Source organism: Polaromonas naphthalenivorans CJ2, assembly GCF_000015505.1.
GTDB lineage: Bacteria > Pseudomonadota > Gammaproteobacteria > Burkholderiales > Burkholderiaceae_C > Polaromonas > Polaromonas naphthalenivorans.
Genome location: NC_008781.1, coordinates 3,229,742 through 3,254,201 on the forward strand (window position 1 = coordinate 3,229,742; position 24,460 = coordinate 3,254,201).

At 60.7% G+C, this 24,460-nt stretch carries 28 protein-coding genes; 3 read left to right on the forward strand and 25 right to left on the reverse strand.

Features of this window, described 5'->3' with window-relative positions; translation table 11 throughout:
• Positions 1 to 10 precede the first annotated feature (10 nt).
• The 9 genes from nagZ to lepA form a co-directional block, all read right to left on the reverse strand.
• Entirely contained in the window at positions 11 to 1,069 is a 1,059-nt protein-coding gene (nagZ, locus tag PNAP_RS15285; protein WP_011802427.1) for a beta-N-acetylhexosaminidase, read from the reverse strand.
• A gap of 65 nt (positions 1,070 to 1,134) precedes the next feature.
• Entirely contained in the window at positions 1,135 to 1,527 is a 393-nt protein-coding gene (acpS, locus tag PNAP_RS15290; protein ID WP_011802428.1) for a holo-ACP synthase, read from the reverse strand.
• On the reverse strand, positions 1,527 to 2,357 hold the full coding sequence (locus tag PNAP_RS15295; protein ID WP_011802429.1) for a pyridoxine 5'-phosphate synthase: 831 nt from the start codon (positions 2,355 to 2,357) through the stop codon (positions 1,527 to 1,529). Before PNAP_RS15295 ends, acpS begins: the two co-directional genes overlap by 1 nt.
• Positions 2,358 to 2,381: 24 nt before the next feature.
• Positions 2,382 to 3,131 (reverse strand): DNA repair protein RecO, encoded by a 750-nt coding sequence (gene recO / locus PNAP_RS15300; RefSeq protein WP_011802430.1) that lies wholly within the window; start codon positions 3,129 to 3,131, stop codon positions 2,382 to 2,384.
• Between the two features lie 48 nt (positions 3,132 to 3,179).
• Positions 3,180 to 4,253: a GTPase Era gene (gene era, locus PNAP_RS15305; protein WP_011802431.1), complete on the reverse strand. Its 1,074-nt coding sequence runs from the start codon at positions 4,251 to 4,253 to the stop codon at positions 3,180 to 3,182.
• A 55-nt stretch (positions 4,254 to 4,308) separates the two neighbouring features.
• Positions 4,309 to 5,010: a ribonuclease III gene (rnc, locus tag PNAP_RS15310; protein ID WP_011802432.1), complete on the reverse strand. Its 702-nt coding sequence runs from the start codon at positions 5,008 to 5,010 to the stop codon at positions 4,309 to 4,311.
• Complete coding sequence (locus PNAP_RS15315) at positions 5,011 to 5,352, reverse strand: DUF4845 domain-containing protein (protein ID WP_011802433.1); 342 nt, start codon at positions 5,350 to 5,352, stop codon at positions 5,011 to 5,013.
• A gap of 69 nt (positions 5,353 to 5,421) precedes the next feature.
• Positions 5,422 to 6,387, reverse strand: a complete 966-nt coding sequence (gene lepB / locus PNAP_RS15320) for a signal peptidase I (RefSeq protein WP_083758089.1) — start codon at positions 6,385 to 6,387, stop codon at positions 5,422 to 5,424.
• A gap of 11 nt (positions 6,388 to 6,398) precedes the next feature.
• The gene (gene lepA, locus PNAP_RS15325) at positions 6,399 to 8,210 is read right to left on the reverse strand and encodes a translation elongation factor 4 (protein ID WP_011802435.1); all 1,812 of its coding nucleotides are present in this window, start codon (positions 8,208 to 8,210) and stop codon (positions 6,399 to 6,401) included.
• Between the two features lie 180 nt (positions 8,211 to 8,390).
• Between lepA and PNAP_RS27090 the strand changes: the two genes are divergently transcribed.
• Positions 8,391 to 8,567 (forward strand): hypothetical protein, encoded by a 177-nt coding sequence (locus tag PNAP_RS27090; RefSeq protein WP_157040302.1) that lies wholly within the window; start codon positions 8,391 to 8,393, stop codon positions 8,565 to 8,567.
• Here the strand turns inward: PNAP_RS27090 and PNAP_RS15330 are convergent.
• The 15 genes from PNAP_RS15330 to PNAP_RS15400 all read right to left on the reverse strand — a co-directional run bounded on the left by PNAP_RS15330 (position 8,551) and on the right by PNAP_RS15400 (position 21,841).
• Positions 8,551 to 10,008 (reverse strand): DegQ family serine endoprotease, encoded by a 1,458-nt coding sequence (locus PNAP_RS15330; protein WP_041377333.1) that lies wholly within the window; start codon positions 10,006 to 10,008, stop codon positions 8,551 to 8,553. The two genes, PNAP_RS27090 and PNAP_RS15330, sit on opposite strands and share 17 nt — an antisense overlap.
• 140 nt (positions 10,009 to 10,148) lie before the next feature.
• Positions 10,149 to 11,168 carry a MucB/RseB C-terminal domain-containing protein gene (locus PNAP_RS15335; protein ID WP_049763770.1) on the reverse strand — a complete coding sequence of 340 codons (1,020 nt, stop codon included), beginning with the start codon at positions 11,166 to 11,168 and terminating at the stop codon, positions 10,149 to 10,151.
• Positions 11,169 to 11,193: 25 nt separating this feature from the next.
• Positions 11,194 to 11,823 carry a sigma-E factor negative regulatory protein gene (locus PNAP_RS15340; protein WP_232290706.1) on the reverse strand — a complete coding sequence of 210 codons (630 nt, stop codon included), beginning with the start codon at positions 11,821 to 11,823 and terminating at the stop codon, positions 11,194 to 11,196.
• A gap of 94 nt (positions 11,824 to 11,917) precedes the next feature.
• Positions 11,918 to 12,553, reverse strand: a complete 636-nt coding sequence (gene rpoE / locus PNAP_RS15345; protein WP_011802439.1) for an RNA polymerase sigma factor RpoE — start codon at positions 12,551 to 12,553, stop codon at positions 11,918 to 11,920.
• Positions 12,550 to 13,086: a hypothetical protein gene (locus PNAP_RS15350; protein WP_011802440.1), complete on the reverse strand. Its 537-nt coding sequence runs from the start codon at positions 13,084 to 13,086 to the stop codon at positions 12,550 to 12,552. The genes rpoE and PNAP_RS15350 overlap by 4 nt, the downstream gene beginning before the upstream one ends.
• 46 nt (positions 13,087 to 13,132) lie before the next feature.
• Positions 13,133 to 14,377 (reverse strand): beta-ketoacyl-ACP synthase II, encoded by a 1,245-nt coding sequence (gene fabF / locus PNAP_RS15355; protein ID WP_011802441.1) that lies wholly within the window; start codon positions 14,375 to 14,377, stop codon positions 13,133 to 13,135.
• A gap of 76 nt (positions 14,378 to 14,453) precedes the next feature.
• Complete coding sequence (gene acpP / locus PNAP_RS15360) at positions 14,454 to 14,693, reverse strand: acyl carrier protein (protein ID WP_011802442.1); 240 nt, start codon at positions 14,691 to 14,693, stop codon at positions 14,454 to 14,456.
• Between the two features lie 165 nt (positions 14,694 to 14,858).
• On the reverse strand, positions 14,859 to 15,605 hold the full coding sequence (fabG, locus tag PNAP_RS15365; RefSeq protein WP_011802443.1) for a 3-oxoacyl-ACP reductase FabG: 747 nt from the start codon (positions 15,603 to 15,605) through the stop codon (positions 14,859 to 14,861).
• A complete protein-coding gene (gene fabD / locus PNAP_RS15370; RefSeq protein ID WP_011802444.1) occupies positions 15,602 to 16,552 on the reverse strand; it encodes an ACP S-malonyltransferase in 951 nt (316 codons plus the stop codon). Before fabD ends, fabG begins: the two co-directional genes overlap by 4 nt.
• 90 nt (positions 16,553 to 16,642) lie before the next feature.
• Positions 16,643 to 17,287: a hypothetical protein gene (locus PNAP_RS15375; RefSeq protein WP_011802445.1), complete on the reverse strand. Its 645-nt coding sequence runs from the start codon at positions 17,285 to 17,287 to the stop codon at positions 16,643 to 16,645.
• Entirely contained in the window at positions 17,265 to 18,641 is a 1,377-nt protein-coding gene (locus tag PNAP_RS15380) for a sialidase family protein (RefSeq protein ID WP_232290707.1), read from the reverse strand. The genes PNAP_RS15375 and PNAP_RS15380 overlap by 23 nt, the downstream gene beginning before the upstream one ends.
• A gap of 61 nt (positions 18,642 to 18,702) precedes the next feature.
• A complete protein-coding gene (locus tag PNAP_RS15385; RefSeq protein WP_011802447.1) occupies positions 18,703 to 19,680 on the reverse strand; it encodes a beta-ketoacyl-ACP synthase III in 978 nt (325 codons plus the stop codon).
• 4 nt (positions 19,681 to 19,684) lie between these two features.
• The gene (gene plsX, locus PNAP_RS15390) at positions 19,685 to 20,797 is read right to left on the reverse strand and encodes a phosphate acyltransferase PlsX (protein ID WP_011802448.1); all 1,113 of its coding nucleotides are present in this window, start codon (positions 20,795 to 20,797) and stop codon (positions 19,685 to 19,687) included.
• Between the two features lie 84 nt (positions 20,798 to 20,881).
• Positions 20,882 to 21,064, reverse strand: a complete 183-nt coding sequence (rpmF, locus tag PNAP_RS15395; protein WP_011802449.1) for a 50S ribosomal protein L32 — start codon at positions 21,062 to 21,064, stop codon at positions 20,882 to 20,884.
• Positions 21,065 to 21,286: 222 nt separating this feature from the next.
• On the reverse strand, positions 21,287 to 21,841 hold the full coding sequence (locus PNAP_RS15400) for a YceD family protein (RefSeq protein WP_011802450.1): 555 nt from the start codon (positions 21,839 to 21,841) through the stop codon (positions 21,287 to 21,289).
• A 25-nt stretch (positions 21,842 to 21,866) separates the two neighbouring features.
• Here PNAP_RS15400 and PNAP_RS15405 point away from each other — a divergent pair, with 25 nt between their 5' ends.
• Both PNAP_RS15405 and PNAP_RS15410 read left to right on the forward strand, forming a co-directional pair.
• A complete protein-coding gene (locus PNAP_RS15405) occupies positions 21,867 to 22,538 on the forward strand; it encodes a Maf family protein (RefSeq protein ID WP_011802451.1) in 672 nt (223 codons plus the stop codon).
• On the forward strand, positions 22,535 to 23,299 hold the full coding sequence (locus tag PNAP_RS15410) for an SAM-dependent methyltransferase (RefSeq protein WP_011802452.1): 765 nt from the start codon (positions 22,535 to 22,537) through the stop codon (positions 23,297 to 23,299). Before PNAP_RS15405 ends, PNAP_RS15410 begins: the two co-directional genes overlap by 4 nt.
• A 70-nt stretch (positions 23,300 to 23,369) precedes the next feature.
• On the opposite strand, the gene PNAP_RS15415 is transcribed toward PNAP_RS15410, so the two are convergent.
• Positions 23,370 to 24,452: a S49 family peptidase gene (locus tag PNAP_RS15415; RefSeq protein ID WP_011802453.1), complete on the reverse strand. Its 1,083-nt coding sequence runs from the start codon at positions 24,450 to 24,452 to the stop codon at positions 23,370 to 23,372.
• Between the last annotated feature and the right edge of the window lie 8 nt (positions 24,453 to 24,460).

Below are 24,460 nucleotides of genomic sequence, written 5' to 3' on the forward strand. Positions count from 1 at the left end.
ACCAAAAAAATCAGGGAATCAGCCCCAGCGCGTGCATGTAGGCCGGATGCACCATTAGCTCATCCCACTCCAGCGCCGGCGTTTGCGGCAGCAGGGCCAGCCGGCGCAACTCGCTGGCTTCGAGCGCTTCCCACTGGCCCTTGAGCAGCGCTTCGGCCATGCCGTCAAGCAACTCATCGACCGGCTTGCCCTCGCCCACCGACTGGTTGCACAGCAGCACCATGTCGCAGCCGGCATTGAGCGCTGCGATGGCGGCTTGGGTGTAGCTGACTTCCACGCCGCCGATCAGGCGGGCGCCAGCCATGCTCAGGTCGTCGCTGAAAATCGCGCCGCCAAAGCCGAGCTGGCTGCGCAGGATGAAGTTCAGCCATTTGCTGGAAAAGCCGGCAGGCAATGCATCCACCTTGGGGTAGATCACATGCGCGGGCATCACGCTCGACAGCGTGGTGTTGAGCCATTCGTAAGGCGCGGCGTCGTCCTTCAGGATGGCTTTGAGGGTGCGCGTGTCCACCGGAATGTCGATGTGGGAGTCGGCCTTGACGAAGCCGTGGCCTGGAAAATGCTTGCCGCAGTTGCCCATGCCGCTTTGCAGCAGGCCGTGCATCAGGCTCTTGGCCAGCAGGCTGACGACGCGCGGGTCGCGGCCGAAGGCGCGGTCGCCAATCACGCCGCTCTCGCCATAGTCCAGGTCCAGCACCGGTGTGAAGCTGAAGTCCACGCCGCAGGCGCGCAGTTCGGCGCCCAGCACATAGCCGCAGGCGGTGGCGGCGTTGGTGGCGGCCAGCTGGTCCTGCATCCACTGCTCGCCCAGTGCGCGCATTGGCGGCAGATGGGTCAGGCCATCGGTGCGAAAACGCTGCACGCGGCCGCCTTCATGATCGACGCAAATCAAGATGTCGTCGCGGATGTCCTTGATCTCGGCGCACAGCTTTTCGAGCTGCTGGCGGTCTTTCCAGTTGCGGGCAAACAAAATGATGCCGCCGGTCAGCGGATGCTTGAGGCGGCGGCGGTCGGCTTTGCCGAGGCTCAGGCCGGCGATGTCGATGATCAGGGGGGCGTGCTGGGTCATTGGGATATTTTCAGGATAACTATTAAATTGATAGCTGCTTGCGCAGGTTCTGCCTGCGCAAAAGCCTATTTTTTCTCTACAACGCAAAAACTGGCGGCATAGTCGGTTTCATCGCTCACGGTGACATGGGCGGTGAGCTGGCGTGCATCAAACCAGTCCTTGAGCGCGCCGTGCAGCACGATCTCGGGTTTGCCGCTGGCGGCATTGGCGATTTCGCAGTGCCGCCAGGTCATGGGCATGCGCATTCCCAGGCCAATGGCCTTGCTGAAGGCTTCCTTGGCGGAAAAGCGCGTGGCGAGGTAGCTCACGCCCCGGTCGGGCCAGCGTGCGCTGCGCGCTGTCCAGGTCGCCAGTTCAGCGTCGCTGAGGATTCTCTGGGCGAAGCGCTCGCCGTGGCGCTCCAGGCTGGCCCGGATGCGGCGGATGTCGCAGATGTCGGTGCCAAGGCCGTAGATCATCAGGCAGTGGCAGCCGGCGCAAATGCCTCGTTGATGCAGCGCAAGTAGTCTTTCACCGTGGCGTCGTAACCCAGTTCCAGCGCATCGGCGATCAGCGCATGGCCAATCGAGACTTCCAGCACGCCGGGCACGGCGCGCAGGAATTCGCTCAGGTTGTCGCGGTTCAGGTCATGGCCGGCATTCACTCCCAAATTGATAGCTGCCGCCGCCCGCGCAGTCTGCGCAAACTGGCTTAATACCTTGTTTTTTTCAGGGCCTGACCAGGCCTGGGCATAACTCTCGGTGTACAACTCGACGCGGTCGGCGCCCACGGCCTTGGCCGCAGCCATGGCTTCGGGGAGCGGGTCCATGAACAGGCTGACGCGCACGCCGCGTGCATGGGCATATTCGATGTGCGGCTTGAGCCGCTCGGCATCCTGCGGAAAACTCCAGCCATGGTCGCTGGTGAACTGGCCTTCGCTGTCGGGCACAAAAGTACACTGGTGGAGGGGCAGCCCGCGCGCCGACAGGTCGCGCACGAAATGCATCAGGTTCTGCAGCGGATTGCCCTCGATGTTGAACTCGCAATGCGGCCAGTCCTTCATCAGCGCGGCGATTTCATACACGTCGTCGGAGCGGATATGGCGCTCGTCGGGCCGGGGATGCACCGTGATGCCCTGCGCGCCGGCCTGCAGGCACAACTCGGCGGCGCGCAGGACGCTCGGGATGTCCAGGTGCCGGGTATTGCGCAGCAGCGCCACCTTGTTGACATTGACCGACAGCGCCGTCTTCTGGGTGCCGGGCGGATGCGGTGGGTGGGACCGGTGGTCGGAATGGAATAGAGCGATCATGGCGGAATCAATCGAAATCAATCGTTAAAGGGCTTGCAGGTCCATCATCATCTGCCGGGTTTTCAAGACCCTGACGCCACAATGGTAGTGCAGCAAGGCACGCAACTGGATTTTGAGTTCATTCGCGCAAGCGACACAGGCCTGCAGCGTATCTGAAAACAGGGATTTGCCGCCCAGTGCCTGCTGCAGCGCCTGCCACTGCGCGCCGGATAGGCTGAAGCGGTCATCGTCATGCGCCTGCCGCAGGCCGGCTTCGGCCACCAGCACATAACGCTGGTGCGGGGCCAGGGGTGTCAAGGTGGCGGTTTCCGCGTCCAGCCGGGGCAGCAGGCCAATACCCTGCAGCAGGCGCAACTCGAATGCGCGCAGCGCCAGCTGAAGCGTGTCGGGATTCTGGCTGGCCAGCAACTGGACCGTGGCGGCATAGGCATCAAACAGCAGCGGATGCGGGTCGTCTCTGGCCAGCAGGCGCATCAGCAACTCATTGAGGTAGTAGCCCGACAACAGCGCATCGCCGCTGGGCATCACATGGCCGCCCTGCCATTCGGCGCTCTTGAGATTGCGGATTTCGGCATCGCCGCCAAAGGCGACATGCAGGGGCTGCAGCGGCAGCAGGATGGGCCGGAAGCTGGAACTGGGTTTCTTGGCACCACGCGCCACCAGCGCCACCCGCCCGTGGTGGCGGGTGAACACATCCAGGATCAGGCTGGATTCGCTCCAGTCGTAACGGTGCAGCACATAGGCAGGCTCGTTACTGATGCGTTGGCTGGCCACCGTTGCGCGGTTTTACGGTCAGGCGCGGACGTTTGAAGTCGCCACGGCTTACTCGTAGCCGAAGGTCTTGACCCGCGCCTCGTCATCGGCCCAGCCGGAGCGCACCTTGACCCAGATTTCCAGGAACACCTTGCCGCCGGTCAGGGTTTCGAGTTCATGCCGGGCTTCGGTGCCGATGCGCTTGAGCTTTTCGCCCTTCTCGCCAATGATCATGCCCTTGTGGCCGTCGCGCTCGACGATGATGGTGGCGGCGATCCTGCGCAAATTGCCTTCTTCTTCATATTTCTCAATCACCACGGTCGAGGTGTAGGGCAGCTCGTCGCCGGTCAGGCGAAACAGCTTTTCGCGGATGATCTCGGCGGCCATGAAGCGGTCGCTGCGGTCGGTGAGTTCATCGGCGCCGTACATCCAGGGCTGCACCGGCAGGTATTTTTCGCAAATACCGAACAGGCGCTCGACATCCTTGGCATTGTTGGCCGACATCGGCACGAATTCCGAAAAGTTGTGGCGCTCCTGCATCGCGCGCAGCCAGGGTGCGATTTCGGCGCGGCGGTGAATCAGGTCAAACTTGTTGGCCAGCAGGATGGCCGGAGTTTTCTCGGGCAGCAGGGCCAGCACCTTGGCATCGGCCAGGTTGAACTGGCCGGCCTCGACCACGAAGACGATCAGATCGACATCGTTGACGGCGCCCACGACGGTGCGGTTCAGCGAACGGTTCAGGGCGTTGCCGTGCCGGGTCTGAAAACCCGGCGTATCGACAAACACGAACTGCGTCGCGGCGCGGGTCCGCATGCCGGTGATGCGGTGGCGCGTGGTCTGCGCCTTGCGCGAGGTGATGCTGACTTTCTGGCCCACCAGCGCATTGAGCAGCGTGGATTTGCCCACATTGGGCTTGCCGACAATCGCAATCAGGCCGCAGCGCTGCTCGCCCACGGGCGGAAGGCTGGAGGCGCTGTCATCTGCGGGTACCGCCGCTCCACGCGAGGCAATGGCCTGGGCCAGCATGGCATCGAGCGCATCCTGGCTCTGTGCCGGTTCAACGGACCGTGGAGATGCCGTCGTCCCCTCGGCCTGCGGCAAGGTTTCGACGGGTGGGCTGGGTTCTTTTTTACCGGTACTCATAATCAATTCAATCGTGTTGGGCTGTGGCCTGTAATAAGGCCTTGGCAAAAATGCGTCAGGAAGCCAGTGTCTTGACAAACAGCAGCATGGCCGTTGCAGCGGCCTGCTCGCCGGCACGGCGCGAGACGCCAATGCCGCGTTCAGCGCGGCCAAATTCGGCTATTTCGCACTCGACCTCAAAAGTCTGCTGGTGTGCGGCGCCCATGGTGCTGACAACCTTGTAGAGGGGAAGACGCATTTTGCGCCCCTGCAGCCACTCCTGCAATTCGGTTTTGGGGTCTTTGCCGATGGCCTTCATTTGCGGGTTGACCTGCACATCCTTGAACAGGCGGCGCACCAGCTGGTCGGCCTGGTCATAGCCCGCATCCAGATACACCGCGCCAATCACCGCTTCCAGCGCATCGGCCAGCATCGAAGGCCGGTTTTTTCCGCCAGACCGGGCTTCGCCCTCGCCCAGCCGCAGCAGGTCGGGCAAGCCCAGGACCACGGCCAGTTGGTGCAGCGTATCTTGCTTGACGAGATTGGCGCGCACGCGCGAAAGATCGCCTTCGGGCAACTCGCTCAACTGCTCATACAACAGTCCGGCAACCGCCAGGTTCAGGACGGAGTCGCCCAGAAATTCGATGCGTTCATTGTGATCGCTTGAGAAACTGCGGTGCGTCAGCGCCTGGACAAGAAGTTTTGGCTTGGCAAACTCATGCTGCAGGCGCTTTTGCAAGGCCTGCAGTGCGGGGCTGGAACTGGGGGTGGAGCGCACTTACTTGGAGCGCCCGTTGTACTTGAGCAGCAGGTAGGCAGGTCCGGCCATGTGAATTTCCCGGGTATAGGCAAAAGCCACGACGGTCTTGTCGCCTTCCTTGGTCACTTCGAGGTCTTTGCCGGAAATCGAATGAATGTCGTCAATCTGTCCGGCTTTGTCGAAAATGGCCCTGATTTCAGGCACGGTGCTGCCGGCTGACGCCTTGGTGGCCGCCTTGGTGATGGCCTGAAATTCAATCAGCGTTGGCAGCACCTGGGCTGCCAGGACAAAGGCGACGCCCACCACACCGCCCACAAACAGAAGTCCGATGAAAGAGATGCCACGTTGCCGATGTTTCATTGATGTGTGTCCTGACTGAAGTTCATGGTATTGCCCGGTTGGGCGATTGAATCGCGATGCCTGCTAAATTTAATCAAAAGAACCGATGCGCTTGAGGTTGCCGAAATTCATCCAGACAAAAAAGGCCTTGCCGACAATATTTTTCTCTGGAACAAAGCCCCAATAGCGTGAATCGAGCGAGTTGTCCCGGTTGTCGCCCATCATGAAATAGTGGCCTTCAGGCACCTTGCAGACGACGCCTTCGGTGCTGTAGCGGCAGTTTTCCCTGAACTGGAAATTGTCAGCCCCGGCAATGAAGGACGGCCGCTCGTCATCATTGAGCAGGCGATAACTCCGCTCGGCATTGGTTTCCTCGAACTGCTTGGCATAACGCATGGAGTCGGCATCGAAAAAATCGGGCAGAGGCGTCTTCGGCAGCGGCTTGCCATTGATGGTGAGCTTTTTGTTCAGGTAGGCCACCTCGTCGCCGGGAATGCCGACCACGCGCTTGATGTAGTCCAGGCTGGGCTTGGGCGGGTAGCGGAACACCATCACGTCGCCACGCTCGGGACTGTGGTTGTCCAGCACCTTGAGGTTGATGACGGGAAGCCGCACGCCGTAGTGAAATTTATTGACCAGGATCAGGTCGTTGACCAGCAGCGTCGGAATCATGGAGCCCGACGGAATCTTGAAAGGCTCGAACAGGAAGGAGCGCAGCAGGAAAACAATGATGATCACCGGGAACAGGCCGGCGGTCCAGTCCAGCCACCAGGGCTGCATGATGAGCCGGCTTTTGGCTTCAGCGGTGTTGTCATCGACCTGGCTGATGCCCATTTTGGCCAGTTCCGCCTGCCTTGTGGCCGCATTCGCCTCAAGGGCGGCAACCGCCTTGCGCCGCTGCGGCAAAAAGTAAAACCGCTCAGCCAGCCAGTAAATACCCGTCACCACCGTGGCCAGGAACAGCAAGGCGGAAAAGTTGCCTTCGACCACGCCAAAATACCAGGCTGCTCCGTAGCCGACAAAAGCGGCCAGCACCACGGCCGTGATGGAACTCATGAGGCCGCGCATCAGTCTTCCACCTGCAAGATGGCGAGGAATGCCTCTTGCGGCACCTCGACTGAACCGATTTGTTTCATACGTTTCTTGCCCGCCTTTTGCTTTTCAAGCAGCTTCTTCTTGCGGGAAATATCGCCGCCGTAGCACTTGGCAATCACGTTTTTACGCAAAGCCTTGATTGTCTCACGGGCAATAATGTTGGCCCCGATGGCCGCCTGGATCGCCACGTCGAACTGCTGGCGCGAAATGATCTCGCGCATCTTGGCGACCACTGCCCGGCCGCGGTAGGCCGACTGGCTGCGGTGAACGATGATGGACAGCGCATCGACCTTTTCGCCGTTGAGCAAGATATCGACCTTGACCACGTCGGAAGCGCGGAACTCCTTGAACTCGTAGTCCATCGACGCATAGCCGCGCGATACCGACTTGAGCTTGTCGAAGAAGTCCAGAACGATCTCGCCCAGCGGCATTTCATAGGTCAGCATGACCTGCTTGCCGTGGTAGGCCATGTTCAGCTGCACGCCGCGCTTCTGGTTGGCCAGCGTCATGACGGCGCCGACATAGTCCTGCGGCATGTAGAGATGAACGGTCACGATGGGCTCGCGAATCTCGTTGACGCGCCCGGCATCCGGAATCTTCGACGGGTTCTCGACCTTGATGGTTGTGCCATCGGCCTTGAGCACTTCGTACACCACGCTGGGCGCGGTCGTGATCAGGTCCTGGTCGAATTCGCGCTCCAGCCGCTCCTGGACAATTTCCATGTGCAGCAGGCCCAGAAAGCCGCAGCGAAAGCCAAAACCCAGCGCCTCGCTGACCTCGGGCTCGTAATGCAGCGACGCATCATTGAGCTTGAGCTTTTCCAGCGCATCGCGCAGGGACTCGTATTCGCTGGCTTCCGAGGGATACAGGCCGGCAAATACCTGGGGCTGGATTTCCTTGAAACCCGGCAAGGCCTCGGTGGCGGTGAAGGCCGCGCCGCCCGTGCCGCCCTTGATCAGGGTGACGGTGTCGCCGACGCGGGCCGCCTGGAGTTCCTTGATGCCGGCAATCACAAAGCCGACCTCGCCGGCTTCAAGCGCCTGGCGCGCCTCGGTGTGCGGCGTGAAGACACCCAGCTGCTCGGCGTTGTAGGTCGCTTCGCTGGCCATCAGCTTGATGCGGTCGCCCTTGGCCAGACGGCCATCGACCACGCGCACCAGCATGACCACGCCCACATAAGCGTCGTACCAGCTGTCGATGATCATGGCGCGCAAGGCGGCGTCGGGATTGCCCTTGGGCGCGGGAATCAGGGCGACGACGGCTTCGAGAATCTCGTCGATGCCCATGCCGGTCTTGGCGCTGCAGGGAATCGCATCGGTAGCGTCAATGCCGATGACCTCTTCAATTTCCTGTTTGGCGTTGTCGGGGTCGGCCTGCGGCAAATCCATCTTGTTGAGCACCGGCACAACCGTCACGCCCAGGTCCAGCGCGGTGTAGCAATTGGCCACGGTTTGCGCCTCGACACCCTGGCTGGCATCAACCACCAGCAGCGCGCCCTCGCAGGCCGACAGCGAACGGCTGACTTCGTAAGAGAAGTCAACATGGCCGGGCGTGTCAATCAGGTTCAGGTTGTAAACCTGGCCGTCAAGGGCCTTGTATTTCAGCGAAGCGGTCTGCGCCTTGATGGTGATGCCGCGCTCTTTTTCGATGTCCATCGAATCGAGCACCTGCGCACTCATTTCCCGGTCCTGCAGGCCGCCGCAGCGCTGGATCAGCCGGTCTGCAAGCGTGGACTTGCCATGATCAATGTGCGCAATGATCGAAAAATTTCGAATGTGATTCATCAACAGGAACGCCTAAGTACTTGAATAGATTGCAAAGAAAAGACAGGCTATTTCAAAAAAACCATAAAAAAGGGCGCGTCTTGCAGTGACGCGCCCTGAACCAACAATCTATGGCAACTGCGAAAGTTGGAACTTCATTGTAGGCAAAAAGCCGGCGCCGAACAGTTTCAAAATCGGCAAGTGTTGACCTTAACGAGTGGCAGCAAGGGTCTGGGGGGCAAGATTTTTTACAATTTTATAGAGATTGGCACCCGGCAAGCGCTGCCAAAAATCCCTGAAATGCTGCTGCATTCTAACCAGCCTCACAAAAAAGCTGATTTTCATGCATTGCAGCAAGGCATCAACGCGCCGGCTTGATGATGACAAATTGCGCCAGTTCACCGCGCCGGACCAGCACGGTGATGTTTTTGGACTTGTCAATTTTTGCCAGCGCCGCCTCGAATCCCTTGACGCCGGTCACCTCCGTGTTGGCAATCGACACAATCACATCGCCTTCGCGCAGTCCCGCTCTTGCGGCCGCGCCATCGACCGTATCGACCTTGACGCCGCCCTTGACATTGAGTTCCTTTTTCTGTGCATCCGTGATCTCGCTCACCGCCAGGCCCAATGCCTGCGCGGGACCGGCCACAGGCGGCTTGGATTCGGACTTGGCAGCCGGGCGGGCAGGCTTGTCGGCCTCGACTTCGGCAATGGTGACTGACAGGTCTTTGGTGGCGCCGCGCCGGAACACGGTCACTGTCACCTTGGTGCCCGGCTTGACATTGCCGACCATGCGCGGAAGGTCGCTGGCCTTGTCAATCGGCCGGCCTTCAAACTTGGTGATGATGTCGCCCGCTTCGATGCCGGCTTTCTCGGCAGGGGCGTCACTCTCCACGCCCCTGACGAGCGCGCCCTGCGCCTTGCCCAGGCCGATGGATTCGGCCACGTCCTTGGTCACCTGGTCAATCTGCACGCCGATGCGACCGCGCGTCACCTTGCCGCTGATGCGCAGTTGTTCCGACACGCGCATCGCCTCGTCAATCGGGATGGAGAACGAAATACCCTGGAAGCCGCCGGAACGTGAATAGATCTGGCTGTTGATGCCGACGACCTCGCCGCGCATGTTGATCAGCGGGCCGCCCGAGTTGCCGGGATTGATGGCCACATCGGTCTGGATAAAAGGCAGATAGTCGCCGGTGTCACGCTGCTTGGCGCTCACGATGCCGGCCGTCACCGTGTTTTCAAGCCCGAACGGCGAACCGATGGCCATCACCCACTCGCCCACCCGCAGACGGCCCAGGTCGCCAATCTTGACGGCCGGCAGGCCGGTTGCCTCGATCTTGACCACAGCCACATCGCTGCGCTTGTCGGCGCCAATGATCCTGGCCTTGAATTCGCGCTTGTCCGTCAGGGTGACGAGGACTTCATCCGCACCTTCGACCACATGGGCATTGGTCATGACAAAGCCGTCCGTCGTGAGGATGAATCCCGAGCCCACGCCACGCGGCTGGTCTTCGTCCGGCTGGCTCGGATCAGGGCGCGGCGCGCGCGGTGTGTTGGGCGGCACGGGAATGCCGAAGCGCTTGAAAAACTCCAGCATCTGCTCGTCAATATTTCCTGCGGCCGATGCCTTGACTTTTTCCAGGGTCCGGATGTTGACCACCGACGGCCCCACCTGGTCCACCAGATCGGTAAAGTCAGGCAGCGTGCGGGTCTGCGCCCACACCGGCGTCACCGGCAGGACGGCAGTGGTGGCCGCAATCGCCATCAGGCCTGCGGTCAGGTAAGGGCGCAGGGGTTTCAGGTTCAATTCAAGCATCTTCATCAGTCTCATCATAAATAGTATTGAACGTATTGGGTTTAGCAAACCGGCAGAGTTTCAAATAGGCATCAGGAGCGTGCAAAGCAAGGCCGGGCACCTGCGGAACACGCTAAATTTCAGGCCAAAGCGGCAGGTGGTTATTTTTTTCGCTCCAGCCCGCTGGCAAAAAGCTGCAAGGTTGCGGCAGGGACTTCACCCACCAGCGTAATCCAGTACGCATCAAGCTGCCGGGTCAGGGTCTGGGTCGCGCCCAGGGAAAGACTGGATTCCCGGACATGGCGCTGCCGGTCGAACGGCTCCACAAAAATGGACACCGACGCCAGGCCATCTGAAAAAATCCACTGCAGCGGCCCTTCGCCGGCCGAAGAAGCGGGCCGCTTGTAGCAATTCATGGCAGTGAAACCGGCCACGGGCGCCCTCAAGGCCCAGCCTTCAGCGCTTGCCGTTGTCTTGACCAGCACTGGTTTTTCAAGCCGGTAGCCTTCCACCTTGCCCATCATCTGGATGAGCTGGTTCATGCTGACCGGCGCGTCGAGCTGCAGTTCTGAAAACGCCGCCTGTTCAATCACCTTGCCATCGGTATCAAGCGTCTGGAGCTTCACGACCAGGCCGTTCTGGCGCTCGCTCCAGACGCGGTAGCCAAAGCGCAGACTGTCCCTGGGCATGAGCGTGATGATGTCGGCGTCAACGCCAGCCACCCGCTCGATGCCCTCCCGCCGGAACTGGTAGAAGTCGGCAATGCGGCTGTCGGCCGACTGGAACATTTCGGGGAACAGGCCCAGGGATTCGCGTTTTTCACTGCGCGCCACCTTGTGCTCCGGCATGAAGGTGATCACCTGGTTGTTGTGCCTGAAGATCGAACGCTGCGCGCCGGTCAGGGTTTCGACCCGCTCCACCTGCTGTTTGCCTTCGCAGACATGCCATATCTTGGCGCTGGACATGTTGCCGCCCGCCGACACCACGAAGGTTCCCACGTAGGAGCGTTGGCTGGAGGCCTGATGCATGCGCAGCAACCAGTCATTGAGGCTGCGCGGGTCAGAAACCGATGCAGCCGCGACGGGCGGTATCGAAATCGACGGCACTTGTGCTGCTACATAATTTATAGCTGTACACGCATACAGGACAAGCGCAAAAGGCCTAAAACACTTAAAAATCATGGTTTTGAAAGAACTTCCCCGCACCTCAGCGTCCACCGGCGGCCTGTGCGTCCCGAGGCATTTCAAAAGTGGCGTTTCGCAGAAAGCCGGAAGATTCCTGCAAGGCGGAGGCCGCTCCGAATTGCCTGTGCGCAGCCAGCAACTCCTCCAGCCTGGCATCGCGCACCACCGGCCCCTGCGATGAGGTGACCACGATTTGCGATGAAGAAGCCTGCGCCAGCTGCGGCACGGACGCCGGCGCCAGCAGCCCGGACGCATTCCATGCGATGGCCGAAACAGCCGCCAGCGAGGCCACGCCTGCCACCAGCTTCCAGCGGAAATTGCCGTCATTCGATGCCGGGCCACGGTGATGAATTTGATCTGCAACGGATTGCAGCGGCGCCGCTGGCAGGGCCTTGTTCGAAACCGGCGAGGCCGTGATCAGTGGCTCCTGCGCAAGCCGCTGGTTGAGCCGGCTGACAAATGCCAATTCCGCGCCAACCGCCATGGGCGCTCGCGGGCCAGCCGGAGAACGCAACACATCCCCAATCAGGTGGTAAGCAGCCCAGCATTCCAGCGCGGACTCGTCATGCCCGCACGCATCGAGTGCGGCAGCAAATTCCTCCTCGCCCAACTGGTCATCTGCCAGTGCGGAGAGAAGTTCGCTGGTGGTCATGGATGATTTCATGAGGTGTGTGGGCAGCGGGTCTGCCGATTTTTATTCACTGACGACTTGGCTTGGGCACATGGGTGGCGGGTTGACAAAAAAGCTACCAGCGTTTGCCGGTCTGGTTTTCCAGCAAGGGCTTGACCTTGGCGGAAATCGCTTCACGGGCTCTGAAAATCCGGGACCGTACCGTACCGATGGGGCAATTCATGGCTTCGGATATATCCTCATAACTCAAGCCTTCTATTTCCCGCAAGGTGATCGCTTCGCGCAATTCTTCGGGCAACTCCTGCATGGCTGTGTTGATGATGGCCGCAATTTCCTTGCTGGCCAGCACCGCTTCGGGGGTTTCTGAAGTGGTTAGTTCGTTCTCGACCCGGGAAGTTTCATCGTCGTCGTCGGATTTGTAGGCATTTTCCGAAACCGTGGGATTTCGCTTCAGGTCCATCAGGGCTTTTTTGGCGGTGTTGACCGCTATCCGGTAAAGCCAGGTGTAGAACTGGGCCTCTCCCCTGAACTGGGACAGTGCGCGGTAAGCCCGGATAAAAGTTTCCTGCGCGATGTCCTCCACCAGGTCCACATCGCGAACCATGCGCCCGATCAGGCGCTGGATGCGCCGCTGGTATTTGATGACCAGCAGTTCAAACGCTTTCTGGTCGCCCGCGACCGTGCGCTCCACCAGCATGGCGTCGCTGTCGGCGGCCTTTTCGGCGGCAGGCGATGGCCGGTCGTCGCTCATGGCCTGGCCTGCGGGATATTTCGGGCTTGCATGGCGCCAGACAGTGCCACGGCAGGAGGCTCCGCAGGCAAAAAGTCGTGCGGCGGCAAGGCGGCTGGTGGCCTGTGCGGCGAATACACGGCCCGGCGCAAATCCAGCCAGCGTTCGGGCATGGCGCTTTGTTCCACCCACAGCCACAAGCTGGCGCTTGCCCGATTCTCAAGCCTGAGCAGCAGGCCGTGCTGAACATCAGCAATCACCGACAGTTCATGCTCGGCAATGCCGGCCTGGTAGCCGGGACTTTCCCAGCGCCAGGCTTCGCCGTCCCACGCCAGCTGGCCGCTGGGGAGGTTGTTCCAGCTGGTTCGCACCGAAAGGCCTGCAAGCAACACCGAAAATCCCGCCAGCGCCATGCGCCAATCGAGTTGCCGCGTCGCATGCCACCACAGCAGCACTGAAAAAAGACCAGCCAGCCACAGCGCCAGCAACAAGCGGCCCAGAAAACGCGAGCGCCCGAGCGGGTAAACGACCGGCGGGGCGTTGTGACGGTTCAAGTCAGCCAGTGCTTTGACGTGTGCCGGTACAGGAAATCAAATCCCGTCAGACGCGCTTGAATACCAGCGTGCCGTTGGTGCCGCCAAAGCCGAAATTGTTTTTAACGGCAATATCAATCGTGGCGTCGCGCGCGGTGTTGGCACAGTAATCCAGATCACACTCCGGATCCTGATTGAAGATGTTGATGGTCGGTGGGATTTTCTGGTGATGCAAGGCCAGCACGGTGAACACCGACTCGATGCCGCCAGCCCCGCCCAGCAAGTGGCCGGTCATGGATTTGGTCGAGCTGACCACCATGTTTTTGGCATGCGCGCCAAAAGCGGCCTTGATGGCATTCGTCTCATTCAAGTCACCCAGTGGCGTTGAAGTGCCGTGGGCATTGAGGTATTGCACCTGATCGACATTGACACCGGCATTTTTCAAGGCCATGGCCATGGAACGACGAGGACCATCCACGTCGGGCGTGGTCATGTGGAAGGCATCACCGGTCATGCCAAAACCGACAATTTCGGCGTAAATCCTGGCGCCGCGCGCCTTGGCGTGTTCGTACTCTTCGAGGACCAGAACCCCCCCGCCTTCGCCCAGCACAAAGCCGTCACGGTCCTTGTCCCAGGGGCGCGAAGCCGTCTTGGGGTCTTCATTGCGGGTTGACAGCGCCCGGGCTGCTGCAAAGCCGCCCACGCCCAGAGCCGACACCGTGGCTTCGGCACCTCCGGCCACCATCACATCGCAGTCGCCGTATTCAATCATGCGTGCCGACAGGCCGATGGCATGAAGGCCGGTGGTGCAGGCCGTGACAACGGCGATGTTGGGGCCCTTGAAGCCAAATTTGATCGACACATGTCCGGAGATCATGTTGATGATGGTGGCAGGCACAAAGAACGGCGAAATGCGGCGCGGGCCGCGTTCCACGAGTTCGCCATGCATGCGCTCAATCAGCGGTAAACCGCCAATGCCCGAGCCGATGTTGCAGCCGATGCGGGTGGCCATCTCGTGGCTGAGGGCGTCGCCGGTCGGCAAGCCGCTGTCAGCCACCGCCTGGCAGGCAGCGGCCAGGCCCAGGTGAATGAAGCGGTCCATGTGCCGGCCTTCTTTTTCGGGGATGTAATCCGCGATGTTGAAACCCTTGACCTCGCCTGCGAACTTGCAGGCCAGGTTGTTTGCATCAAAATGGGTGATCAGGTCAATGCCGGAGGTTCCGGCAAGCACATTGGCCCAGGAATCGGCCACGGTATTTCCTACCGGGCTGACACAACCCAGACCTGTCACGACGACACGACGATGGCTCATTCAGTAATCCTGGAAAAAAAACCTGAGAAGACCGAAATTGGCCTTTCAGGTTGATGACGGCAAAGGCGCGAAAGCCTTAGGCCTTGTGATGGGTGTTGGCGTAGTCAATCGCGTTTTGGACGGTGGTGATTTTCTCGGCGTCTTCGTCGGGAATTTCAATGCCAAACTCGTCTTCCAGTGCCATGACCAGCTCTACGGTGTCAAGGGAATCAGCGCCCAGATCGGCCACAAAGGACTTTTCGCTGGTGACTTGACCTTCTTCAACGCCAAGTTGTTCGGCAATGATTTTCTTAACACGTGCTTCGATATCGCTCATAAATCCCTCTGAGGGTTGTAAATTAATCCGTGATTTTACCGCGTTGGGACTGTCTCCCCAAGCACCGGGCCGGACGGATAAAAACCGGCTTCGATTTCCTGTGTTTTACCACTGTCGGGCAGCTGTTTCATGACGTCTGGCAAGACCGTCCGTCAGCCGCTGCTGTTACATGTACATGCCGCCATTGACATGAATTTCCTGGCCCGTGATGTAGGACGCCAGCGGACTGGCCAGAAATGCCACCGCATGCGCAATGTCCTGCGGTTTGCCCAGATGGCCCAGCGGTATCTGTCCGAGCAGCGCCTTTTGCTGTTCTTCGGGCAAGCGCGCCGTCATGTCGGTTTCAATAAAGCCGGGCGCCACGCAGTTGACCGTGATGCTGCGCGAGCCAAGTTCTCGCGCCAGCGCACGCGTCATGCCGGCAACGCCGGCCTTGGCGGCGGCGTAATTGGCCTGCCCCGCATTGCCGGAAGCGCCCACCACCGAGGTGATGCTGATGATACGGCCGTAGCGCTGCTTCATCATGCAGCGCATCACGGCCCGGCTCATGCGAAACACGGCCTTCAGGTTGGTGTCGAGCACCGCGTCCCAATCGTCGTCTTTAAGACGCATCGCCAGCATGTCGCGAGTGATGCCGGCATTGTTGACGAGTACCTGCAGGCCGCCGCATTCGGTCACGATGCGGTTGACCAGCGCTTCGGCAGCGGCTGCGTCGTTCACATCGAGCGTCTGGCCCTGGCATCCTGGATAGGCGGCCAGGGTGCGGCTGATTTTCGCGGCGCCCTCATCGGTGGTGGCCGTGCCGGTCACCCTCAAGCCTTTTTTGGCGAGTTCCAGCGCAATGGCTGCGCCGATGCCGCGCGAGGCGCCGGTCACCAGCGCCACCTGTCCTTCAAACCTGATTTCGCTCATGCCAGCATCTCCTTCACGGCAGCCAGGGAAGCCGGATCAAACAAGGGCACCCCGGTCAATTCCGGATCAATCCGTTTCGCCAGACCCGCCAGCACCTTGCCCGGCCCGCACTCGACCAGCGTCGTCAAGCCCAGCGCCTTGATGGCTTGCACGCATTCGACCCAGCGCACCGGGCCAAAGGCCTGGCGATAGAGCGCCGCGCGGATGCCTTCGGCGCTGTTTTCGATGGTGACATCAATATTGTTGATGACAGGAATCTGGGGGGAAGCCAACGCGATGCCTGCCAGTTGCTCCTTGAGCCTGTCGGCTGCCGGCTTCATCAGGCTGGAGTGAAACGGCGCTGAAACCGGCAAGGGCAAGGCCCGTTTGGCGCCGCTGGCCTTGAGGATTTCACAGGCTTTGTCCACTGCGGCCTTGCTGCCGGCAATCACGGTTTGCATCGGGTCGTTGAAATTGACGGCTTCCACGATTTCAGGCGTATTGGAGCCAAAGGTTCGCACGGCTTCGGCACAACCTTCAATGACCTTGGCTGCTTCCATGCCCAGGATGGCAGCCATCGCGCCCCTACCTACAGGCACGGCGTCCTGCATGGCCTGCGCCCGAAAGCGGACCAGGGGCACGGCCTGCGCCAGGCTCAGCACGCCTGATGCGACCAGCGCCGAGTATTCGCCCAGCGAGTGGCCGGCCACCACGGCGGGCGCAAGGCCGGTTTCAGCCATCCAGACCCGGTAAGCAGCAACACCGGCCACCAGCATCACCGGCTGGGTATTGGTGGTCAGCGCCAGCACTTCCTTGGGACCGTCCTTGATGAGTTGGCCGATATCCTCAGCCAGTGCGTCGGAAGCTTCCGCCAGGGTTTGCCTGACGACAGGGTGATCGCCCCACGCGTCCAGCATGCCCACAGACTGGGAGCCTTGGCCAGGAAAAACAAAAGCAAACGATTTCAAATGATGACTCCGGTTATCAATCGCATAAAAAGAATTGGGCTCATTGTAGAAAGCTGGCGGACAGCCGCGCCGCGCCCTGTTTGTGCGGGATCAAGGCGGCACAGGCCGGCCAGCCGGCGCAAGAGGCTTGTATCGGTGCAGCAAACTTTGCACGCCCGCCTTCATGCAGTGAATCATTGCGGCAATGGCCAGCCACGGGTCCATCAGGTAGTCCCAGAGATTGGTCGATTCCATCAGTCCCAAAACCCATGCCAGCAGCCCCAGGCCAACCAGCGCCGGCAACAGCCGCAGCCCCTTGACCCAGAACACCAGCGACAGCGCCAGCAGCGCGCCGAGCATGCCAAACGAGCCCCACCCGAGCCGGTAAGCGTCCCAATCGCCCCATCCCAGGGCCACTGGATATAACAAGGCGGCAGCCACGGCGACGGCTCCGTTCAAGGCCATGCGTTCACGCCGCACCATGGCGGGCATCCCGAACAAGCGCTGGCACAAGCCCAGACAGGCCAGCGCCACCAGCGTCATGCTCAGGTCCGAACTGATGCCCCTGACATACGCCAGCAGCGGCAGATGCGCTGCGCCAGCGGGAAGCCACAACAGCACAAAACAGACGATCACGGCCCATTTGGCCCACCGCGTGGTGCCGTTGCGGCCGCTCAGCAGGCGCAGGCCCGCTGCGCACAACACCAGGTCAATGCCCAGCAGGGCCACCAGATCAGTGAGCGGCGGAAGCAGCATGGCGGGTCGCGTCGGGTTGAAGAACTTGCCGGGGATCAAGCCGGACATGCTTGATGCGGCTGCGGTGCCAGGTGTACACCAGGTGCAGGTAGCCATCGCGGCTTTGCAGCAGGTAGGGGTAAGAAAACTCCTGCAAACAGGTGGCCGAGCCGCACAGCTGGCGTTTGGCGCTGGCGACATCCGCCTGGATTTGCGCCTGGCTGGCGCCCTGCTTCTGGAGTTCATCGCCCAGCAGGCGTTCGTAGTCGCTGACTGGCAAACGGATTTCGGGCGTGGGGGACGATTCCACGACCCACGGAATGGCCCCCTCGAACGAGCCTGCCGCGCTGGTCTGCAGCAGCGCCAGAATTTCGCGATTTTTGGGTTTCGGGTTCAAGGCAAGCCACTGCTGGCTTGTGGCGGTCACGACGCCGGCCAGCGCTGAGTCCGGATTGGGCCAGGCGGTGGCATGGGTTGCTGACCAGGTTTTGCCTGCATCGACCGTCTCGGACGCCATCACGGCGGTGCTGTGGCCCGAGCGCATGTAAATTTGCGCCTGCCTGGCACTGCTCACCAGCACCACGGGTTGCAGGCTGGTCTGGCTGCGGGGAATGCGGGTTTTGTCGAGCACCTGTCCCTCAGGACTGATGCGCAGGATTTCAGCAAACTTGCTCACAAACTCGTGGTACACCGGCAAACCGATCTGCCCATCCTGGTAAAAAATCGGTGCCCCCTTGGCGAGCGTGCTGATATTGAGGAAAGGCGAAGTCACCAGCCTTCTCGGAAGGCTCCAGGACATGCCGTCATCGGTGGAGCGCAGCCAGGTGATGGAACTGCCCGCCCATCCGCCCACCGAGACATTGACCATCCACAGCACCAGTGAATCGTCAGGCATGCGGGCTATCACTGGATTGCCTATTTTTTTAACATAGCGCCACAAGCCCTGCTGCAGATGCTGGCGGTCCAAAAGCGTTGTTTCCTCGCTCCAGCGCAGGCTTTCCGGCTCCATCACGGAGGTCTTGATGACCACGTCCCCAGCCCCTTCACGTGAACCCGAAAACCATACAGCGCGCAAACGGCCATCGCGCAGTTCGACGATGGAAGCCGCATGAACAGCCTGACCGGGCGAGGAGGATGCAAACCGGGCATCGAAGTGAAAGCGGCCATCCGGCGACTGCTGTGGCGGCGGCAGGCTTGCCGTGGAGCCGACGGCTTGCGTGACGCGCAAGGCCCTTGCAGAAGCATCCGTCTGCTGGGGAAGGGTCAGAAAATCCGACGCTGGCAGGCGATTGGCAATTTTCCAGCCGGCCATCAGAAAAATCCCCAACAGCACCAGCGCTGCCATCAGGTTCATGCGGTGCTTAAAGCCTGGCATGCTTGACATTCAAGCGGCGTTCCGACTGCCAGGACCGGACCGATGGGTGCGGGCCGCCATCTCAGTACTTGAGAAGGACCGCGCCCCAGGTGAAGCCGCCGCCCACGCCTTCAAGCATCAGGATGTCGCCCTTTTTGACCTTGCCGCTGCGCACCGCTTCGTCCAGCGCCAGCGGAATCGACGCGGCCGAGGTGTTGCCATGCTCATCGACCGTGACAATCAGCTTTTCCAGCGGCAATTTCAGCTTTTTGGCCGTGCTGTGCATGATGCGCAAATTGGCCTGGTGCGGAATCAGCCAGTCGATATCGGTCTCCAGCAGTCCTGCCTTGGCCAGCGTTGCACGGGCAGCGCTTTCCAGCACCCCCACCGCCAGCTTGAACACGGCCTTGCCATCCATGGTGAGGAGCGGACTACCCAGTACCTGGCCACCCGACACATGGCCGGGAACGCACAAGATACCGACATGCTTGCCGTCGGCATGCAGGTCGCTGGCCAGAATCCCGGGTGTCTCCGAAGCTTCGAGCACCACGGCGCCAGCGCCATCGCCGAACAGCACGCAGGTGGTGCGGTCGGAAAAATCAAGAATGCGCGAAAACACTTCGGCGCCAATCACCAAGGCTTTGCTTGCCGCGCCGCTTTTGATCATGGCGTCAGCCACGGTCAAGGCATACACGAATCCGCTGCACACCGCCTGAAGATCAAAGGCCGGGCAACCGGCAATGCCCAGCTTGTGCTGCAGGATGCAGGCAACCGATGGAAACACCATGTCAGGCGTTGAGGTGGCGACAATGATCAGGTCAATGTCGGCGGCCTGCAAGCCGGCGGCTTCAATGGCCCGTTTGGCCGCTTCAAGCCCGAGGTCGCTGCTGGTCACGTCGGGCGCTGCAAAGTGCCGCGCCTTGATGCCGGTGCGCTCCACAATCCATTCGTCGGAAGTCTCAACGCCCTTGACGGCCAGTTCGGCGGCCAGCTGGGCATTGGTCAAACGGTTCGGTGGCAGGTAGCTGCCGGTGCCAGTGATGCGTGAATAACGGGTCATTGAATTAGTGTGCCGGGGTTGAAACGGTTGATTCGACGGACATGAAGGGCGCAGCCAGAGCCTCCTCGGCGGGAAGTGCGGCTCTTGCCGCTACCAGCAAAGGGGCTGCATGGGCAATGCGTTCGCGGACTCTTTCCAGCAGATTGTTCCGGGCCGCATCATAAGCCCGGCTCAAGGCCTGCTCGAAAGCAAATACATCGGCCGAACCATGGCTCTTGAACACCAGGCCGCGCAAGCCAAGCAACGCAGCGCCGTTGTAGCGCCGGTGGTCAAACCGCTTTTTAAACGCAGACAGCACCGGATAGGCCACCAGTGCCGCCATTTTTGTCAGCAGGTTGCGCGAGAACTCGGCCTTGATGTAATCGCCAATCATGTGCGCCAGGCCTTCGCTGCTCTTGAGCGCCACATTGCCGACAAAGCCGTCGCAGACCACCAGATCGGTCGTGCCCTTGAAAATGTCGTTGCCTTCGACATTTCCATAGAAATTGATGTCGCCGGAGTCGGAAGCGGCCCTGAGCAGACGGCCGGCTTTCTTGATCATGTCGCCGCCTTTGATCGCTTCTTCACCGATATTGAGCAGGCCGACTGTGGGCGAGGGAATTTCGGCAATGGCGGCGACCAGCGCGGAACCCATCACCGCAAACTGCAGCAGATGCTCTTCGGTGCAGTCCACATTGGCACCCAGGTCCAGCATGGTGGTTGCCTTGCCCCTTGCATTGGGCAACTGCGAGGCAATGGCGGGCCGGTCAATGCCTTCCAGGGTTTTGAGCACGTAGCGGGCAATGGCCATCAGCGCGCCGGTATTGCCGCCCGAGACCGCGACCTGGGCGCGGCCCTCCTTGACCTGGTTGATCGCCACCCGCATGGATGAATTCTTCTTGCGCCGCAGCGCAATTTCAATCGAATCGTCCATGGTGACCACCTCGCTGGCGGCCACGATTTCGCACCGCGCATGGGCCACAAGCTGGGCATGCAGGGAGTGAGCCGCAAGCACCTCGGGTTGCCCCACCAGAAGCAGTTCGGCATCCGGATGCGCCTGCAGGAAGGCCAGACTGGCCGCAAGGGTGACATCGGGACCGATATCGCCCCCCATGGCATCGACAGCAATCCTGATCATGCGCGGACCAGTTCAGTCAAAAATGAAAATTTAGGCAAAAGAAAGGCCCGCAGGATGAGTGCGGGCCAGCGCTTGGGACGTGAATTACGCTTCAGCTTTTGTTTTCAGCACTTTGCGGCCACGGTAAAAACCGGTGGGGCTGATGTGGTGGCGCAAATGGATTTCGCCGGTGGTGGACTCCACGGCAATACCCGGCACATTCAGTGCGTTGTGCGAGCGGTGCATACCGCGCTTGGAAGGGGACTTTTTGTTTTGCTGGACAGCCATGATTCGCTCCTGACAGGGTGATAGTGTTGGTAAATTTCGCACCAAATTTCGAAGTCTGGTGAACTGGTTACCTCTATCAATCCATAGAGGTCAGCATCACTACCTTGGTACGCGAAGCCCTAGATTATAGCCCGATACAAAACCGTTTCTAATTCATGGCTGATCTGGCGGCCCATCCGGATCGCACGCAAGCGCCACACTGACCGCCGAAATCAAGCTGCGCTACCCATTTTTCTTTTTCAACTGCGCCAGCAATGCAAAGGGATTGGGCTTTTCGTCCTGTTCGCCGGCTTCCTTGGCCAGCGCCTCCTCACCGACCTGCATGACCGGGGCGACAGGGCATTCGTCGTGCATGGGCACCAGCGGCAGGGCCATCAGCAACTCGTCCTCCAGCACGGCGAGCAGGTCAAACTGCGGCTCCATCACCAGCAGGTCTTCCTCGGACTCGTCGTCCTCAGCCATGGCGATGTCTTCAGTGGCGACAAACCGATACCACTGATCCACTTCAAGCGGCGTGGAAACCGTGCCCATGCAGCGCTGGCAGGTCAGCGGGACCGATGTTTTGGCTGTCAGGTGTAGCCAGACATCGCCATCTGCGCCCGAGCCCGGCCGCAACTCGGCGCTGGCTTGCCAGTTAATGGTCGAATCGGGCTCTAGCGCTCGCGCCTCCTGTGCGAGGCGCTCCATATTTTGTAGCAAAGTGGTTTCGATGAGCGGCACGCCCTCACGGGCAAAGGCCTGCATGTTGAGCCGACTGGCTTGAAGTGATTTGGACATGCCTGCAGTGTAAGAGAATCAAGGCATGAATCCTGCCACCACTTTTGCGCCCGCACACCCCGAAAACCCGGACCGGCCCACGCTCAGCCAGAAGGCCAGCCGGCCACTCGTCCTGGGCTCCACTTCACCCTACCGGCGCGAGCTGCTGCAGCGTCTGCAAATCCCGTTTGACGTGGCCGCGCCCGATGTCGATGAAACGCCACTGCCGCATGAAACGCCGCGCGCGCTTGCCGAACGCCTGGCGCTGGCCAAGGCCCGCGCCGTGGCCAGCGAATTCCCTCACGCCGTCGTGATTGGCTCCGACCAGGTGGCCGACCTGAACGGCCTGCCGCTGGGCAAGCCGGGCAATCATGAACGGGCAGTCATCCAGTTGCGCCAGATGCGCGGCCAGACCGTGATTTTCCAGACGGCGGTTGCCGTGGTTTGCCTGGAAAGCGGTTTTGAGCAGAGCAGCCTGGCCGCTGTCCGCGTCAAATTCCGCGACCTGAACGATGGCGAAATTGAAAACTACCTGCGCGCCGAGCAGCCCTACGACTGCGCCGGCAGCGCCAAAAGCGAAGGCCTGGGGATTGCACTGCTCGAATCCATCGACAGCGATGACCCGACCGCGCTGGTCGGCCTGCCGCTGATCCGCACCTGCAAAATGATCCAGGCCGCCGGTGTGGCGCTGCTGGCAAACCACAAGGCCGCCCCATGAGCATCGCCAAGGGAAAACTTTACCTGGTGCCCGCACCGCTTGATTTCGGCTGCGACAGCCAGGCCCCGCTGCAGGACGTGATGCCCCTGGGAACGCTGCAGGTTGCGGCCCGGCTGTGCTGCTGGATTTGCGAGAACGCCAAAAGCACACGCGCCTACCTCAAGCGCATCAACGAGCTGCATCCGCTGTCGGCGCCAGTCCAGGCGCTGCAGATTCAGGAGCTGCCGCGCGAGGTTCACAAAAAAGGCGACCACAGCGGCCACTTTGACGCCCGGCCACTGCTGGTGGCCGCCCTGGAAGGCCGCGACATGGGACTGGTCAGCGAAGCCGGCATGCCGGCGATTGCCGACCCGGGCTCCTCGGTGGTGCGCGCAGCGCATGACCTGGGCCTGCAGGTGGTGCCGCTGACGGGGCCGATGTCGCTGATGCTGGCGCTGGCGGCAAGCGGTCTCAACGGGCAGAATTTCGCGTTTGTCGGCTACCTGCCGCAAGACGCTTCCGGACGCTCCCAGCGCATCCGCGAACTCGAATCGCTGGCCCTGAAAACCGGCCAGACCCAGATATTCATTGAAACGCCCTACCGCAATGCCGCTTTGCTGCAGGGCCTGCTGCAAACGCTGCAGGGCAATACCCGACTCGCCCTGAGCTGCGGCATCACCTTGGGCAACAGCGTGTCGCGCAGCGCGCTGGTGAGCCACTGGAAACGCGACAAGCCGCAACTCCCGCTGGATCTGCCGACCGTTTTCTGCATTGGCCGCTGACCGGAATTTCAGGCAGTTTCCACAAAAAAGCCCGCATTTTGCGGGCTTTTTTCAAGTCCATCCGAACCTGTCAGCGCAAGGCCGGTATGGCCTGGAAAGCCTTCATCGCGCCCTCCCCCATGGCGGCGCCAAACTTCTTGGCCAGACGCTCGGCCACGTTCTCGCGGCGCGTGTAATCGATGATTTCCTCAACCTTGACCACTTCGCGCGCCACATAGTCGAGGTTCCCCAGATGATCGGCCAGGCCGAGTTCCACCGCCTGCTGGCCGTTCCAGAACAGGCCGGTGAACATCTCGGGCGTTTCCTTCAGCCGCTTGCCGCGCCCGGCCTTGACCACCGCGATGAACTGCTGGTGAATCTGGTCCAGCATGGCCTGCGCAAAAGCGCGCTGCTTGTCGCTTTGCGGACTGAACGGGTCAAGAAAACCCTTGTTTTCCCCGGCGGTCAGCAAACGGCGCTCAACGCCGAGCTTGTCCATCAGGCCGGAAAAGCCAAAACTGTCCATCAGCACGCCGATGCTGCCGACGATGCTGGCCTTATCGACAAATATCTGGTCAGCCGACACGGCGATGTAATAAGCGGCCGAAGCGCAGCTTTCTTCAACCACGGCATAGACCGGTTTCTTGTGCTTGGTCTTCAGGCGCAGGATTTCGTCGTTCATCATGCCGGCCTGCACCGGGCTGCCGCCTGGCGAGTTGATCAGCAGCACGATGGCCTTGGAGCCTTCGTCTTCAAATGCGGTGCGCAAGGCAGCATTGACAAACTCGGCGCTGGCGTCCGCTCCCTCGGCAATTTCACCCTTGATTTCAACCACGGCGGTGTGTGGAACGCTGGCATCGGTGACCGGGGTGCCGCGCTGCAGGGCCATCCACAGCAGGATGATGAAAAACAGCAGCCAGGACATGCGGACAAAGGTTTTCCAGCGGCGCGTGGCTTTTTGCTCCTCAAGCGTGGCAAATACCAGCTTCTCCAGCGTTGCCCGCTCCCAGCCCGGAACGCTGGAGGGATTGGCTTCGGAAGACTTTTTCGCTATTAATTCAGGAGCGGTATGTGCAGATGATGAAAGCGCTTCAGGCTGATTTGACTGATATCCAGGCTCCCTGGACGGGTCGAAGGAAGAGTCGGTGTTACCGGGTCGGTTGGAATCGTTCATGGGGCTAG